Source organism: Polaribacter aquimarinus (genome assembly GCF_003129485.1).
GTDB lineage: Bacteria > Bacteroidota > Bacteroidia > Flavobacteriales > Flavobacteriaceae > Polaribacter > Polaribacter aquimarinus.
Window position 1 is genome coordinate 647525 of sequence record NZ_QFFG01000001.1, and the last position, 15397, is coordinate 662921.

Consider the following 15397-nt stretch of genomic DNA (forward strand, 5'->3'; position numbering starts at 1 on the left):
CTTTTTTAATTAATTAAACAAAAGGTTTTATCAAAAAAAAGGCACCAATTTATTATATAATAAATTGGTGCCTTTTTTTTAGTATTAACATAAGATTAATCACCGAATCCTGATCCTGGATCTTCAGGGCTTTGCGCCTGAGCCTTTTGTGGGTTTAAAATCATATAAGTACCTAATGCAGTTAATGCTGCATATTTACCGTAATTTCCAATTTTCTTAATTGCTTCTTTACGCGTGATTTCTTGTTCGTTATTTTGAATTGTCTCTATATTTTTTTTCATGATATCTTGTTTTTATTGTTACTTTTTATTCGATTATTCTAAAACTATCTTTTTATTTACTTTTCCAGTTTCAGTTTCTAATTGAACAACATAAACACCTGAAGATAATCTAGGTAAAGAAATCTCTTTAGTACCATTAGCATTGAAAGAAGCTTTTAATACTTGCTCTCCTATAACATTATATAAACTAACATTTGTTTTTCCTTGAGATAAACCAACAATTTTTAACGTAGAAGTATTAGATTTATAGATTCTTACACTATTTAATAATTCTGAATCTAAAGATAATGCACTAGTTCTTGCATGAAGATAAAAACGACCTTCTGTAGTCTTTTCAGTAACTGTTGCTGTATATTCTGCATCTACCTCATCTAATCTTGTAAACGTGCTGTTTAATCTATCTTCTAAAAACACTTTGTAACCTGTTGGCACATTTAAAGCTTTAGCAGAAAAAGTAATTTCTGAATTTGCATTTGCAGTTACTCCAACAGGAATAATCATATCTTCGAAATTAGCATTTGGTAAAGACTGAATTGCTAATTTCTTACCACTATCTTTTCCTACAAGGTTTGTATATACTTCGAATGAAGATCCATACCCTCCAAATGTAGAACTATCGTAACCATTATCAAAATCAGTAGTCATGTTATCTATATATCTTATAGATGCACTTCTTTTTTGTTTACCAATTGTTACATTTAAATCTATTTCAAATCTATTAGATGTAGCAGATGATTTTAAGAAAGCATCACCTGTGTCAGATTGCATTGCTTTTGTAAAAGTAAAAGAACTTGCAGAACTCGCTTTTACAAAAAATCCTTGCACACCTGGCATTTTGTAAGCAGCATCACTTTGATTTTTTGTAATCCACGCAGAATTTACACTATCCCAAAACCAAACCGTAGCTTCAGACAAAATACCATTATTTGCAGTTAAAATATTATTCGTAGCGTGAGCGTTAGAATTTACATTTAAAAACCCTGTTAATGGATTACCTAATAAATTAAATCCATTACCTCCTGTTGACAAAGTAATATTTATAGGCCAAGCATCCACAAGTAGACCTCTTTGATAATGATCTGGCTTAGTATTGTCTCCCGCATTATTAATTAAAATAGAATACCCTTTACCCTGTGTTAATTGTGCAGAATTAGCATGAGGACTATTAGCTGTTTGATAGTATACATATTTTAAATCAGTTCCTTGAGAATCATCATAAGAAGCAAGACCTATATCAGTACCACTTGTTACTACATTAGAACTATTTTTTTCTGCAATCTCATTCATTCTAGACTCTTTTAATGGAGATGATATTAAAGCCCACTTATTGTTTGCTGCCAATCTAGGTCTAATAAAAATTCTTTTATTCTGGGTAACACTTCCATAAGTAAATGAACCTAAAGGACCACTTTGGGCATACATTGCAATACCATCTTGAGATCTTGTAATATGTACAGCACCAGTAACTTTTACTATTGATCCATTATCAATTCTAAGCTGAGCTCCACTACCACCTATAGTTAAAGATTTCATATTTGCTGATACACCATTTTTAACCCTAACGGCCATTCCTGTAGGAAGAACCACATCATAATCTGCCGTTGGCAAAGTACTAGCATCAATGGCTCCTGTTATTGTCCATAAAGTAGTATCTGTCCAATCACCATCTTTGTTTGCTGTAAAAGTCTGTGCAGAAATTACTACAGAAGCAAAAAAGCACATTGTAAGTAAAATTTTTTTCATAATTGTCATTTGATTTTTGACCAATAAAAATAAAGGAATATTAATATTAGTTCAGATTAGTTTAAATATTGTCACAATTTTAACAGTTTCTTTAACAATGAGTATCCTGTACAATACTGCTTTTTGGTAAAATAGTATAGAAATAGGTTAATTTTGTTACTATATTTTATTCTAAATGCTATTTTTTGAGCAGCAACAACCAGTCTTTTTCCTTTTCTGACGGTGGATTACCAAGATTTACAACCCCTTTAGCTTTTACCGTTGTAAGGTTACCTCTTTGCAACTCTCCTCCTTTTCTAGGGTTATACCAAAATATTTGAAACTCTTGATTCGAATTTCCTAAATCTAATTTAATTTTGTTAGCATTTGTTTCTGTATATATAGCATACTCCTGGTTTTCTTTTGCTAAACAATAAGCGGTTTTATTTTCTATTAAGTTGTCTTTTGGCTGCATCTCCCAAAATGGAATTTTACCAAAAAAGTCTAAAGCATATTTATTCTGTTTCCAAAACAAATCTCTACTTCTAAAATCTTGACAGGTTAAATCAGAGTTTGGGCTTGCATACCCAAAATACCATTCCACACCATACCCGCCTGCAAATAAAGTACCATACATAGCCCTACCTCTTGCAAAATTATGCTCAGGATCTTCATCATCTGGTAATAAGGCAATTTTTGCTTTACCTGGTTCGTCAACAGCAATTGCCCATTTTTTACCTGTAGCATTCGATTTTGACCTCCATTTTAGTACTCTTGGATGCACATCATTAAAATCTGGATGACTCAGTTGTAAAGAAGCGCCAGTTAATGGAGATTGATTCCCAATTAAATCTGCATATCTATGATCTTTATTTGGAAAAGTATGAATAACTAAGTGACTTTTGTAAGCATCTAAGTTTCTTACGTAATTGGCAACTTTTAAAACTTCTGGTATAGGTTGATTGTTTTCTTCACCTAAATTCCAATTCATCGACAAATGATGCCCAAATCTGGCAATTAACTCTCTGTAGTACAATTTACCTTCTATTCCAAAAACGCCCTTATCCATTAGATGATCGGTTTCAGTTTCGTGGGTTTTAAAGTGTAAAAACATCCCTTTAGTTTCTGCATATTCAAAAATTCGCTCCCATTGTGCTAGTTTAGAAACATCGAAACGTGTTTTATGAAAGTGAGTTTCCCAAGCTTCTTTATTTTTCTTTTTACTTGCATATTCTTCATATTCTACAATAGATGATTTTAATAAATGAGGAAAAACATTTCTGTCATCACCATCTACATTAAAGGTCAAAAAAGAAAATACATTTAAACCTTCATTTGCCAAATAATTAATAGCCCCTAAAAGATTTTTTCCTTTATTTTTCTGCCATACAAAAGGTGCCGCAGTTACATCAAAGTCTTTGGCATGAGGTTGCCATTTTTTTTGAAAACCTAAAGCGTTTGTAGAAACATCGAAATCTGTATAGGCCAATAAATTTTCTGGAGCATCTACTCCTAATTTGATAAAGTATTTTTGCGTTTCTGCAAACTTTAAATACGATTCTCCTACATATTGAAGTTTCCCTTTTGCTCTGTTGTCAATTCCTGTTTTATCTGTATTGGTTATTTGAAATTTCCCTGATTGACCATCCATAAAACCTGCACTAGTAGCTTTATCTAAATTGTTTGCAACAGCAATATTTTTTCCTTTTTTAAAGGATGTTGTAAACGTCCATTCGCCAACTGCATTGGGTGTAAAACGCACTTTCCAGATATTTCCTTTACTACTACTTGTTTCAGCTGCATTACCATCAGCCGCAAAGAAACCAGGAATTTTAAATACCTCATTTCCGTTTTTAAAAATCACCTCTAATCTGTAATTTAAAAAAGGGTTATCTTCTGCCAACTCATTCGTTTCTGGTCCTTCAAAATTTAGTGTAATTCTGTGCCATTTTTTGAGTTCACCCTCTATTTTAATTTCTTTTTGCTGATTACATGCTATAAAAAAAATAGTGCTTAAAATAAATATTAGATGCTTTAATTGAGGATTCATCGTCTTATCATTTAAAATGGTTAGTCTATTTTACAAGAATTTTTTTAATAAAAGTAGTTTTATTTGCTGAGTTTAATCTTAGAAAATAGATTCCGCTATTATATTTTGAAAAATCTATTTGATTTTCTTCAACTTTTCCTTTTTCCAAAACACTCCCTTGAATATTAACCAATTGGTAAGTTATGTTTTTAAAACTTGTTTTTATTCTAAAAATACCACTACTTGGATTTGGATATATTGCAATAGCTTCTTTGCTGAAAACATCAGTATTTAAAGTAGATTTTAACACTAATTCTATTTTATCTGGCCTGCTTGATAAAGACCTTTTTTGTGTTATTCTTATGGTATTTTCTCCTTCATTTAATGTAATATTTGGTATTGTAGAAGCTTTAAAAATATCCCAATCAAAAGTTCTGGTAATATTAACACCAAAGTATATCATTCCGTTAATATTAATATCCATTGTAGAATCGTCTCTATTTCTATTGGATGCAATTAAATTAAAGTCATACACACCTGCTTTATCGGCATTTATTTGAAAATTATACTCTAAAAATTCATTCGTTCTAAATTCTCCAATATATTTACCTCCTGAAGCAGCTGCATTGTCAGTAACCACTATTCCAGATGAAGCTGTTGTAAAATCTTCTGCTTCTACACCAATGGTATTACTCTTATCATTAACGGCTAAAGTAAATTCCTGAAAATAGAGAGGGCGTTTATCACCTTCACCCACTGTATTATTTCTAGTATCTTGCATTAAATACACATACAATTTATCGTTTTCTACAAACGCATCAAAGTGGTTGAAACGAATCGTTTCTGTTCCTGAATATACTGTTGACCAATCGTTTTTTCCTTCTGGGGTAACTTTGACAACTACTTTTCCCGAAATAATTTCAACCATAAACACAAAACCTTGGTAGCTATAAATTTCTCCACGCACTTGAGGGTTTGGTATTAATCCTCCCTTATTTTTAGAAAATTCTGAAGTACCAGCTGCTCTATAATAATGAACATTTTGATTATCTACACGTGTTATAAAATGTATGGCTCCATTTTTAGTTACTGTCCAGGCTGGGTCTGAAGTAGTTCTTGGGTTGGTTGCTGTTCCAAAATCATCACCAGGTTCTCCTATTTTTACTGGGTCTGAGTTTTTATCTATATTATTTCTTATTGGTAATGTAATGGCCTGGTTATTTGCATTAAACCATTGGCTAGATTGACTTTTGGGAACTTGGTTTGTATACGCAAAATACAAGCCACTATTATACGCATAACCATTAGTTGGGTTATCATTATTGTTATTGGCATACCGTATTGAAAAACCTGAGTAGAATTTTCCGTTTAAAAAACGTTCTCCTCCATACATATTATTTCTGTTTGGTAATGGCAAAGTACCCTCGTGAAACAACCAATTGTTAGACCAAGAAGTACCATTATAATGTGCCAATAAAATATCTCCATTTCCAGAACCTCCTTTTCTATATCTTGCCACTAAACTTCCATCATCTGCCCTATGAATCATAGGGTACGTCATTCTTTCGTAATCCTGACCCGATTTTAAATAGTTTCTTTTTGTATTAAAAATATCTAAAGTAAATTCAGCATCAGAAACAAAAGCCATATTTTTTTTTGAAACTGAATAATTAAAAAAATCGTTTGGTAAACTAGTTTTATTGTAAGCATGCATATCATAAATAATATGAATGGTATTGTCTATGGTACTTATTCCAATGGCTGCAGTATTATGAGAATCTCCTCTAATACCTGTTCCTTTTAAAATTTCTCCTGATTGACCAACATGTTTGTGAGGAAATTCTATAGTTACCCAAGGCGAATCTGCTACATTTAAGTTTTTCCGAGACAACATTAAGTTACGTTGATCCATACCTCCTTTATACCAAGTTACAAAAGCAAAACCGTTTACTACATCTATACAATCTCCATGTGGTGATATTCTTTGAGAAAAACGATAATTTACATTTTTTGTACCTGCAAAATACAACCCACCTTCTCCTTCTTTAGAAACTTTTGTTGTACTATTTAAAGTTGCTGAAAATTGTTTTTGCCCATTAATTGTATTTAAGAAACCAATAGTTACTATTATAAAAAGTATTTTTTTCATGAAAAGAAGAATTTAATAGACAATATTTAGCATTTGTTTTCTAAGTTTATTTTTCTATTTAAAACAACAAAAGGTAGTAAGAAACTACCTTTTGTTCAGTCGATTAAGTTTTTAATAAATTACAGTACACATAATAATATTAAAAAGAATTTATTTTTAATTGAATAATATGTTTTCCTGGTGCTAAACGAATAGAAGTAAATGCTGACGGAACTTTTTCTCCATTATGGATTAAATCTTTACCACCTATATCATTTAAAGAAAATTCAGCTACCATATTTCCCGGAATTTCAATTTCGTATTCTTGTAAACGTTTGCCTTTAAAAGTATATTTTGCTTTTATTGCTCCTCTTACAGTTGGTACAGTAATTTCGCTATTTCTTAATTTACTCATTTGAGGTTTAATCGTAGCAATACCAAAACCAGGAGTTTTTGGTTTTATACCCCATAATCCTCTAGGAATTACATTTGCAGGAACTGCGCCCCAAGCATGATTCCAATCTAAGTTGATTTTATACTCATAATCCCAAGCTTCTAAAGTAATTGTAGAACCTGCTCTAATCATATTATACCAACTTCTTTTTGCTTTACTAGCTAACAATTCTAGAGCGTAATCCTCTTCGCCAGCATTGTATAAACCATCCATTAGAAACTGAGCTCCGTAAACACTACAAGCCATTCCTCTAGATTTTACATAATTTACAACAGATTTATAATGTTCTTCTGGAACTATACCAAAAGCCAAAGGCATCATGTTGGCATGTAATGAAGCATGATCTGTACCAATACCATCAACATAAACACCTCTTTTTTTATCAAACATTTGTTCGTTAACGGCTTTTTTTGCTTTTGCTGCTCTGTATTCAAAATCTAAAGCTTCTTGCGTTTTTCCTAAAAGTTTAGCAAACTCAGCCATAATTTTCATATTCTCATAGAAGAAAGAATTAATTACAGTACTATATGGTTTAAATACAAATCCGTCACGCTCTCCTTTTGTTTTACTACCTGCAAAACGAGCTCCTGGCCAATCTACAATATCTGTTAAAGGTTTTTTGTATCCGTCAGGAAAACCTAACTTTTTCATAAATGCTGCATCAACTTTTGTAGAAGTAATTAAACCGTCTTCATTAGATAGTTCAAACAAAGATTTATGCTTTAAAGGCTCATAATAACGCTCTATTAATTCTGTATTACCAGTATACATGTAATCTGCATAAATTAATAAAGGTACATGTTGTTGCCATTCTGTAGGCCAAGTAGGGTTTTTCATGAAGTACTCTATGGTTCTTCGTGCCATTGCAAACTCTCTATCTGTAGTATAGTGGCTTAATTGATTTAAGTACGCATCTGCCTCATAAGGAATACGCTCTCTATCCCCATCTACATATAAGCCATTAAAAGTTGTTGCTTTAATAGAGTATTTACATAAATCCCAAACTTGGTTTAAGATATCATTGTTACTTTTAAAACTACTTGCTTCTTCATCCCAATAGGTATGAAAAGCTAATTGTGTAAAATCTTCTGCATTTAATTCTTCTTGAGAACCTTCTATTTCTGCATATCTGAAAGGAACTAATGGAGGAAAACCATCTGGTAATGGAACCGCTTTGTTAGGTCTCGTATTTCTTTCATCAGTTTGAACTTTTATTTGATATTGAGTTTTACCAGGCTTTACATCTACTTTTATTTCTTGATAACGAATATTACTTCTTTTTGGAACAATTCTTCTAACATTACCTTTATCATCAACCATTTCACCTACTCTTACAGTTAACGTATGTGGTGTTTTTGCATTGTAAGTAAAATTCATTGTAGCAAATGCTGCTTTTCCAAAATCGATGAAATAGAAATTGTTTCTTTTTTCAAATTTTACAGGTTTAACTTTTGTGGTGATGAATTTATTTTCGGTTGAAATGATGTAACTCTCACTTTTTCCTGTGGTAAATTTTTGAGCTTCTGCATAATCTACCAATCTATTTGCTTCATCCCAAATGCGTACTTTCCAGAAATAAGTTCTACCAACTTCTAAGGCTGTACCTCCATATTCAACATCTGTAGATTTTGAAGATGCTACTCTACCACTATCCCAAACATCACCATTATTTGCATCTATACTTGCTTTGTTTGATGCTACTAAAATTTGATAGGCTCCTTGGTATTTAGCACCTAAAGGAACTGTCCATCCAAATTCTGGTTTTAAGTCAAATACTTTAACTTCTGAACCTGGTTCTCTAATTAATTCTACTGTTAAATCTGTAGGTGCCGCTCTGAACTTGTTGCTATTTTTCTTGATCAACTCGTCAGTTTTCGCTCTTAAATTAGCTAAAATTTTTCTGTATTTTCTTTTACCTACTAGGTTTTTAATTTCTTGTGGATCTTTTTCTAAATTGTAAAGCTCTTCAATAGTTTTATCATTTACGTATCTAAAGTATTTCCATTTTTTAGTTCTTACGCCTTCACTTGGTGGAATATTTTTAAAATCCCAAATGTGCTCAATTAAAATAGTATCTCTTTCAATAGATTTCTTTTCTTTATTAACAATTGGCATTAAACTTTTTCCTTGCCATGTTTTAGGGGCTTCTATACCTGCCAAATCAACAATAGTATGTGGTACATCTATATTCAATACCATATCATCTATATCTTGATGTTGTTCTACTCTTGGATCAAAAACAATTAAAGGAACTCTTATTGAGTTTTCGTACATTAACCATTTTCCTGCAAACTGACGTTCTCCTAAGAAATAACCATTATCTCCCATTAAGATAATTACAGTATTTTTATCTTGTCCTTTTTCTTTAAGTTTAGCACGTATTTTTTTGATTTCTAAATCAATTCCAGAAATCATTCTATAATATCCTTTTAAACTATGCTGGTATTTTTCTGGAGTATCATATCTCCAAGTCCAACGTAATCTATTAAAACCATCTCTAACAATTTTTGGTTGTGCCAAAAAGTATTTGTCACTACCTAATTCAGGTTCTGGAATTGTAGTATCTTCTAGCATAGCATCTAATGGTTCTTGCCAGAAATATTGTTTTGGAGCACGATCATGTGCGTGGGGTGCACTAAAACTTAGCGACAAGCAAAAAGGTTTATCTCCACTAGCGTTTTTATCTATAAAATCTAATGCTTTTTGACCAGTATATCTTGTTAAGTGAACCGTATCTTTACCAATAGTTTTATAGTAATATCCTCTTCTATCTTTGTACTGGTTGTTTCTATCATAAGATTCATACTCATGAAACTGCTTATCTAAGTGATTGTATCTAGTACCATATTTTCCAAAAAAACCTGTATAATATCCGTTATCTTTTAGTAATCTTGGATAAGAGTTATCCATATACTCATCTCTTACATTACCAGTTTGGAAATTAAAATTATGAGCTCTCTCATACAACCCTGTTAGGATACTAGTTCTACTAGCTGCACAAATTGGAGTGGTAACAATAGCCGAATTGAAATAAGTTCCAGATTTTGCCAAATTGTCCATTTCTGGAGTTTGCACAAATTTATTTCCTGCATAACCAATAGCATCAAAACGTTGGTCATCTGTTAGGATAAAAATTATATTAGGTTTCTCTGAATCCGTTTTTTGTTGAGCGTTTACTGAAAGTAAACCATTAAAAACACATAGTAGTGCTAGTAAAAAACTATTTTTAAACATATCTTGTTTTCTTAAAATATTAATTGTTTTAATTTTGATTTTTCATAAGTTTGATAGTTGATAAAAGTAAGGCTTAGTGTATCAAATTGTATCCTGTCCTATCCTGAACCCGTAAGGTATTTATGCATTAGTTTTGATTACCATCGATCTGTTCTAAAAACAGAAATAGGTAATCCAGACTTTGTTTTTAAATTACTTTCGAAACAGGCTTCGAAACCATATCTCACCGCAACTGGCTTTTTTACATTTTTATTTGACAAAAAAATGTGTTTCCCTTTTTTATCAATAATAACATCTGCAGGATAAAAAACCTTATCTGAGCCAGCAATAACAAAACCTTTTATTTTATTTGAACTTATAAATTGGTCTTTGTTATAATGCTTGAATTTAAGTTTGATTTGGTTATTTTTAATTTTAAACGATTTTAATTCGATACTTTTAAAAAATCTATTTTTAAAGTTATATTGTTTTGATAAAGCCCAATTTGAAAAACGTTTTGCAATAACCTCTTTTTTTGAAGGATGAATATCATTACAATCTCCTGCATCTGTAGTTACAACAAGACCTGTATTTTTTACTTCTTGACTTATTTCTAGTTGAGTTTCTCTAATTAAATTAGGCCTAAGAGAAGTACCTCGTTTATGTTTTGCATAGTCATAGGGTGCTATTTGCACAAAATAAAATGGAAGTTTTTTATTTTTCCATTGCATTCTCCAAGATGTAATTAAGTCTTCCATATATTTTTTATAAGCATTTGGTTGGGTTCTATTTGATTCTCCTTGATACCAAAGCAACCCTTTTACCGTAAAATCTTTAAAAGGATGAATCATACCATTGTATAAAAATGATGGTTTCTTCTGTTTTTTCTGTTCTTTTGGTAGCTCATCAAAAAAACGTATTCCATTATATTTTATTAAATCTTTTTTTGGAATCCAACTTTCTATTCTTGTACCACCCCAAGATGCCTCAATAATACCTATGGGCACTTTTAATTTCTCGTATAATTCTACTGCAAAAATATATCCAACTGCACTAAAACTTTTTGCAGATTTTACTGAAGATTCTTGCCATTTTGCATCTACATCTAAACTTGGTAAAACAGAAGCTGTTCTTGGCACATTAAACAACCTAATATTTTTATTATCTGCAATATTAATATATTTCTGAGCGTTTAAAACTTTAGACTTTCGTAAACCTTGTAAAGCCATTTCCATATTAGATTGCCCAGAACAAAACCAAACCTCTCCAATTAATACATTTTTCAATGTAATTTTAGAACTACCTTGAATCGTGATTTGTTTGGGGTTAAAAGATGCCTTTTTAGTTTTTAATTTAGCTTCCCAAACACCTTCTTTATTTGATGTTGTTTTTGTAAAATACTTCCAGCTTGTAGAAATATAAACTGTTGTGTTCGGTTTATCTTTGCCCCAAATAGAAATAGTTTCTTTTTGTTGCAACACCATATGATCACTAAAAACTGAAGATACCTTAGTTTGAGCTTGTAACGATACTGAAATCAATAAGATACTTAAAAAGTATTTATTTACCCATTTCATTTAATTAATAAATTATACTATTATTCCTTTTTACTATTTTATTATTATACATGGCATCTAGAGCCATTTGAACACAAACCGATGTCTTTGCACCAGAAGTTATGTTAGACAAAGGTGTTTTATTATCGATAATTGCTTGTTTAAAATCTACTAAGGCCTGCTTACTAGGATCTAAATGGGCAATATTTATATTATAACCTTTATCTTTATTCCACTGAGCTGTAGCTCCACTTACTCCATCTACTTCTCCCATCACTTTATTTTTCTTTCCTTCAGGATAAAACCATGCATTTTTAGTATCTATAACAATGGTTCCTTTATCTCCTAAAACCTTTATTTGATAGCCATCTTTTGCATTACTTGTTAAACAAGAAAATTTAGCTTTTACTCCATTTGAATAAGAATAAGTTAAATGTACATTATCATAAGTTTCTCTTCCATCTTTCCAATAATCTACACCTCCAACTCCCATAACTTGTTTTGGCATTTCTCCTAACACCCAATTTACAAAATCTATTTGATGAGAACATAACTCTGCTGTTAAACCACCTGAATACTCTCTATACATCCTCCAATTGATTGCTTTTTCTAGTTTTGGATTTGGTACTTTTCTTCTCCAGTTTCCATGCCTGTTCCATTGACATTCAAAAGCTATAATATTTCCAATTTTTCCTTGTCGAATTAAATCTACAACATGAGTATATAGTCTTGAACTATGGTATTGATGCCCAGTCTGAAAAATAGAATTGGATTTTTTTGCTTTATGAATTAATTCTTGAATTCCACTATATCCTTTGGCAAGAGTTTTTTCACAATACACATGTTTACCTGCATCTAGAGCATCAATAGCTATTTTAGAATGTAAATGAAAAGGAGTGGCCACAATTACAGCATCCACATCTTTGTTATCTAAAAGTGCTTTATAGTTTTGATATCCTTTAGATTTTGTGTTTGCTTTGGCTATACCTTTTTCTAATCGAAAAGGAATTACATCTGAAGAAGCCACTACTCTAATTCCATCAATATTATTAATTATTGATGTTAATCCTGTACCTCTTTGACCAGTTCCAATAACACCAATATTAACTGTATCATTAGGACTAAAATTAAGTTTAGATATATTACCTAAAACAGAATTAGCACTTAAAATACCTGCTGAAGCAATACCTGCATTTTTTATAAAAGTACGTCTTTTCAAATCTTATAATTTTGGTTCCCAACCTGGTTCATAAGTTCTAGACCATAGTTTCATGGCATCTCTATCAAAAATTCTACCAGAATTTTCATCAACATTAAATCCTTTATTAATTCTGTAAGAAATATTAGCATAATGCGTAAGCATTTGAGAAACTGCGCCCACTTCTATAGAAGATGTTAATTTAGCTTTACCTCTAATTGCGTCAAAAAAGTTTGTTACGTGTCTTGTAGTTAAATTACCTCCTCCACCTAAGGCGAGTCCACCTTCTGAACCGCTAGATTTTTTTTCTCTAATTAGTTTTCCTTTTAGATCATATAATTCATAGCCATCTCTATCCACCATAACCAAACCTTTTGATCCATAAATGATAGTTCCTCTTCCACGTCCATATTTTTTATAAGCGTTTCTGCTATCTCCATCCCATTGAATAACTCTGTTATCTGCAAATGTAAAAGTTGCCTCCATTTGATCGTACATCTCCCAACCGTCATCTTTAAATTGTCTTTTCCCCGCAATTACGTCTACATATTCAGGATACTTAACATCTAAAGCCCAACGTGCGATATCTAATTCATGAGTTGCATTATTCCCCATTTCTGCAGTTCCAAAATCCCAACCATACCAATGCCAGTTGTAGTTCCACGTGTCATGAGTGTATTCTTTTCTGGGTGATGGTCCTTGAAAAAGATCCCAATCCAATCCTCCTGGAGGATTTGCTTTTACGGGTACAGGCACTTTTCCTCTTCTATTTGTATAAAAAGCTACGGCTTTGTAGACATCACCAATAGCTCCTTTATGAATATCTGTAATAATCTCTTGGCTTTCTAATGATGATCTTTGTTGATTACCCATTTGCACAATTTTATTGTATTTTTTTTGGGCAGCAACTACCAATTCATTTTCATAAGGATTATGGCTACATGGTTTTTCTAGATATACATGTTTTCCTGCTTGCATAGCCATAATTGCTCCTGGTGTATGCCAATGATCTGGAGTTGCCATAAAAATAGCATCGATTTTTTTATCATTTATGATATTTCTAATATCACTTTCTGATTTAATCTTATAATCAATTTTTTTTCCAACTTTTATCTGAGCTTTTTCTAATTGACTTGGCATTACATCACATAAATACTTTAAGCGAACATTATTCTCTTTAGCCGCAATACCATCTATAAACCCAGAATAACGACGACCTAAACCTTGTATAGCGAGATTTATCCTATCATTAGCACCAATAATATTTCTATAACTTTTTGCAGACATTGCATTTGCAGTCCCTACTAAACCAATTCCTGCAGCTGCTGTAGCTGTTTTTTTTATAAAGCTTCTTCTACTTGTTTTCATTATTTTTTCTTTTTGGATTTTGGAACTCTAATTTTAATATTTCTAAAAGATACTTTATCTCCATGATCTTGTAATAAAATTTGACCTTTCTCCAATAACCCAAAATTAGGCCATTTTGCATATTTACTTTCAGATACCAGTTTTAAAAATGCTTTACTACCTCGTTCATATTCTAAAACTTTTACATCGTTAACCCAATGCTCTACATGGTTATTTATAGATTTTATATAAGCAGTATTCCATTCTCCTATCGGTTTTAAAGGCTTTATTGGATCTGCTTTAATCAAATCGTATAAAGAACACACCGTTCTGCTTCCTTCATGAGAGCCTCTTTTGGCATCTTCATGTAAAGCATCATCTAAAATTTGATATTCTAAACCTATAGACGACCCAGGACCTTTGTTAATTTCTGTATCTACGTAATACTTAATTCCACTGTTGGCACCTGCAGTTAGTTTAAAGTCTACTTGAAGCTCAAAATTACTATAATCTTTTGTGGTAACAATATCTCCACCTGCTGCAGATTCAGCCCCACCTGTTTCTGCTACAATTAATTCTCCATTTTCTATGGACCATCCTTGTTCTGGAAATTTATCTAATTTAGCACCCCTCCAACCTTTGGTTGTTTTACCATCCCAAAGTATTTTCCAACCCGTTCTTCTTTCTTGAAACGTTAAGTTGTTTTTTGTAACGATTGGTTTAAGAGGAGATTTTGTAGAATGTTTAGCAAGTTCTGAAGTTAAAATTTTAACATTTTTCCAAAAAATTTGCTTTCCAAGTTTTTCTTTGTGTTTTCCTATTCCATGAACTTGAAGTCCAATAAAACCGGATGCTGTTTTATCATCTATCAAATAAGCTGCTGGCACTCCATTTATCCAAGTTTTAATAGTATCTGCAATAGCTTCAACTCTATAATGATTCCATTCATTTTGTTTAAAAGCATTTTGTGCTTCAAGGTTTTCTTTTAATGGGTTTAGCCATAATCTTCTTTTCTCATCATAAATCCCTCCACTCCAAGCTCTTTTTGAAGGATCTATCTCCACTTGGTATCCATGGACAATTCCATCTCTATAATACGGAAGTGAATTACTACGTATTTGAATACCAGAATTCATTTCTGGATCAACTTTAAAATCAATTTCTAAAATAAAATCTTTATATATTTTATTCGTTGTTAAAAAAGTGTTTGGAGAATCGGCTACTGTTGTTCCAACAATAGTACCATTATCATTCTTATAAATAGCTGTTCCTCCTTTTATATTCCAGCCCTCTAAACCTTCACTCTCGATTAAATTAATCCAAGGTATTTGTTCTTCTGTTTTTTTACAGGAAGACAATACTAATACAATTAATAAAGTTTTAAATAAAATAAATCTTGTAGATTTCATAATTAATAGTGTGTTTTTATATGGTTTAAATTTAACAATAATAAATCAAAAAGACCTTCA

Annotated in this window: 9 protein-coding genes; all 9 read right to left on the reverse strand. The window is 31.6% G+C overall.

Translation table 11 applies throughout. From position 1 onward, the window contains the following. Window positions 1-95: 95 nt before the first annotated feature. The 9 genes from DIS07_RS02590 to DIS07_RS02630 all read right to left on the reverse strand — a co-directional run bounded on the left by DIS07_RS02590 (window position 96) and on the right by DIS07_RS02630 (window position 15337). Window positions 96-281, reverse strand: a complete 186-nt coding sequence (locus DIS07_RS02590; protein ID WP_109403652.1) for a hypothetical protein — start codon at window positions 279-281, stop codon at window positions 96-98. Window positions 282-314: 33 nt separating this feature from the next. Then, on the reverse strand, window positions 315-2024 hold the full coding sequence (locus DIS07_RS02595) for a T9SS type A sorting domain-containing protein (RefSeq protein ID WP_181374516.1): 1710 nt from the start codon (window positions 2022-2024) through the stop codon (window positions 315-317). Between the two features lie 178 nt (window positions 2025-2202). Next, window positions 2203-4053 (reverse strand): DUF5060 domain-containing protein, encoded by a 1851-nt coding sequence (locus DIS07_RS02600; RefSeq protein WP_109403654.1) that lies wholly within the window; start codon window positions 4051-4053, stop codon window positions 2203-2205. Window positions 4054-4078: 25 nt separating this feature from the next. Continuing rightward, the gene (locus tag DIS07_RS02605; protein ID WP_109403655.1) at window positions 4079-6181 is read right to left on the reverse strand and encodes a BNR-4 repeat-containing protein; all 2103 of its coding nucleotides are present in this window, start codon (window positions 6179-6181) and stop codon (window positions 4079-4081) included. Between the two features lie 139 nt (window positions 6182-6320). Beyond that, entirely contained in the window at window positions 6321-9848 is a 3528-nt protein-coding gene (locus DIS07_RS02610) for a sulfatase-like hydrolase/transferase (protein WP_109403656.1), read from the reverse strand. A 137-nt stretch (window positions 9849-9985) separates the two neighbouring features. Further along, complete coding sequence (locus tag DIS07_RS02615) at window positions 9986-11404, reverse strand: sialate O-acetylesterase (RefSeq protein ID WP_109403657.1); 1419 nt, start codon at window positions 11402-11404, stop codon at window positions 9986-9988. Between the two features lie 4 nt (window positions 11405-11408). After that, window positions 11409-12602 (reverse strand): Gfo/Idh/MocA family protein, encoded by a 1194-nt coding sequence (locus DIS07_RS02620; RefSeq protein ID WP_109403658.1) that lies wholly within the window; start codon window positions 12600-12602, stop codon window positions 11409-11411. Window positions 12603-12605: 3 nt separating this feature from the next. Continuing rightward, window positions 12606-13949, reverse strand: a complete 1344-nt coding sequence (locus tag DIS07_RS02625) for a Gfo/Idh/MocA family protein (protein ID WP_109403659.1) — start codon at window positions 13947-13949, stop codon at window positions 12606-12608. Continuing rightward, complete coding sequence (locus tag DIS07_RS02630) at window positions 13949-15337, reverse strand: 3-keto-disaccharide hydrolase (protein WP_109403660.1); 1389 nt, start codon at window positions 15335-15337, stop codon at window positions 13949-13951. Before DIS07_RS02630 ends, DIS07_RS02625 begins: the two co-directional genes overlap by 1 nt. Window positions 15338-15397: the final 60 nt, after the last annotated feature.

Bases quoted from the DNA above. Each gene is read 5' to 3' on its own strand.
- DIS07_RS02590 (WP_109403652.1), bottom strand. From the start codon at position 281: ATGAAAAAAAATATAGAGACAATTCAAAATAACGAACAAGAAATCACG.
- DIS07_RS02595 (WP_181374516.1), bottom strand. From the start codon at position 2,024: ATGAAAAAAATTTTACTTACAATGTGCTTTTTTGCTTCTGTAGTAATT.
- DIS07_RS02600 (WP_109403654.1), bottom strand. From the start codon at position 4,053: ATGAATCCTCAATTAAAGCATCTAATATTTATTTTAAGCACTATTTTT.
- DIS07_RS02605 (WP_109403655.1), bottom strand. From the start codon at position 6,181: ATGAAAAAAATACTTTTTATAATAGTAACTATTGGTTTCTTAAATACA.
- DIS07_RS02610 (WP_109403656.1), bottom strand. From the start codon at position 9,848: ATGTTTAAAAATAGTTTTTTACTAGCACTACTATGTGTTTTTAATGGT.
- DIS07_RS02615 (WP_109403657.1), bottom strand. From the start codon at position 11,404: ATGAAATGGGTAAATAAATACTTTTTAAGTATCTTATTGATTTCAGTA.
- DIS07_RS02625 (WP_109403659.1), bottom strand. From the start codon at position 13,949: ATGAAAACAAGTAGAAGAAGCTTTATAAAAAAAACAGCTACAGCAGCT.
- DIS07_RS02630 (WP_109403660.1), bottom strand. From the start codon at position 15,337: ATGAAATCTACAAGATTTATTTTATTTAAAACTTTATTAATTGTATTA.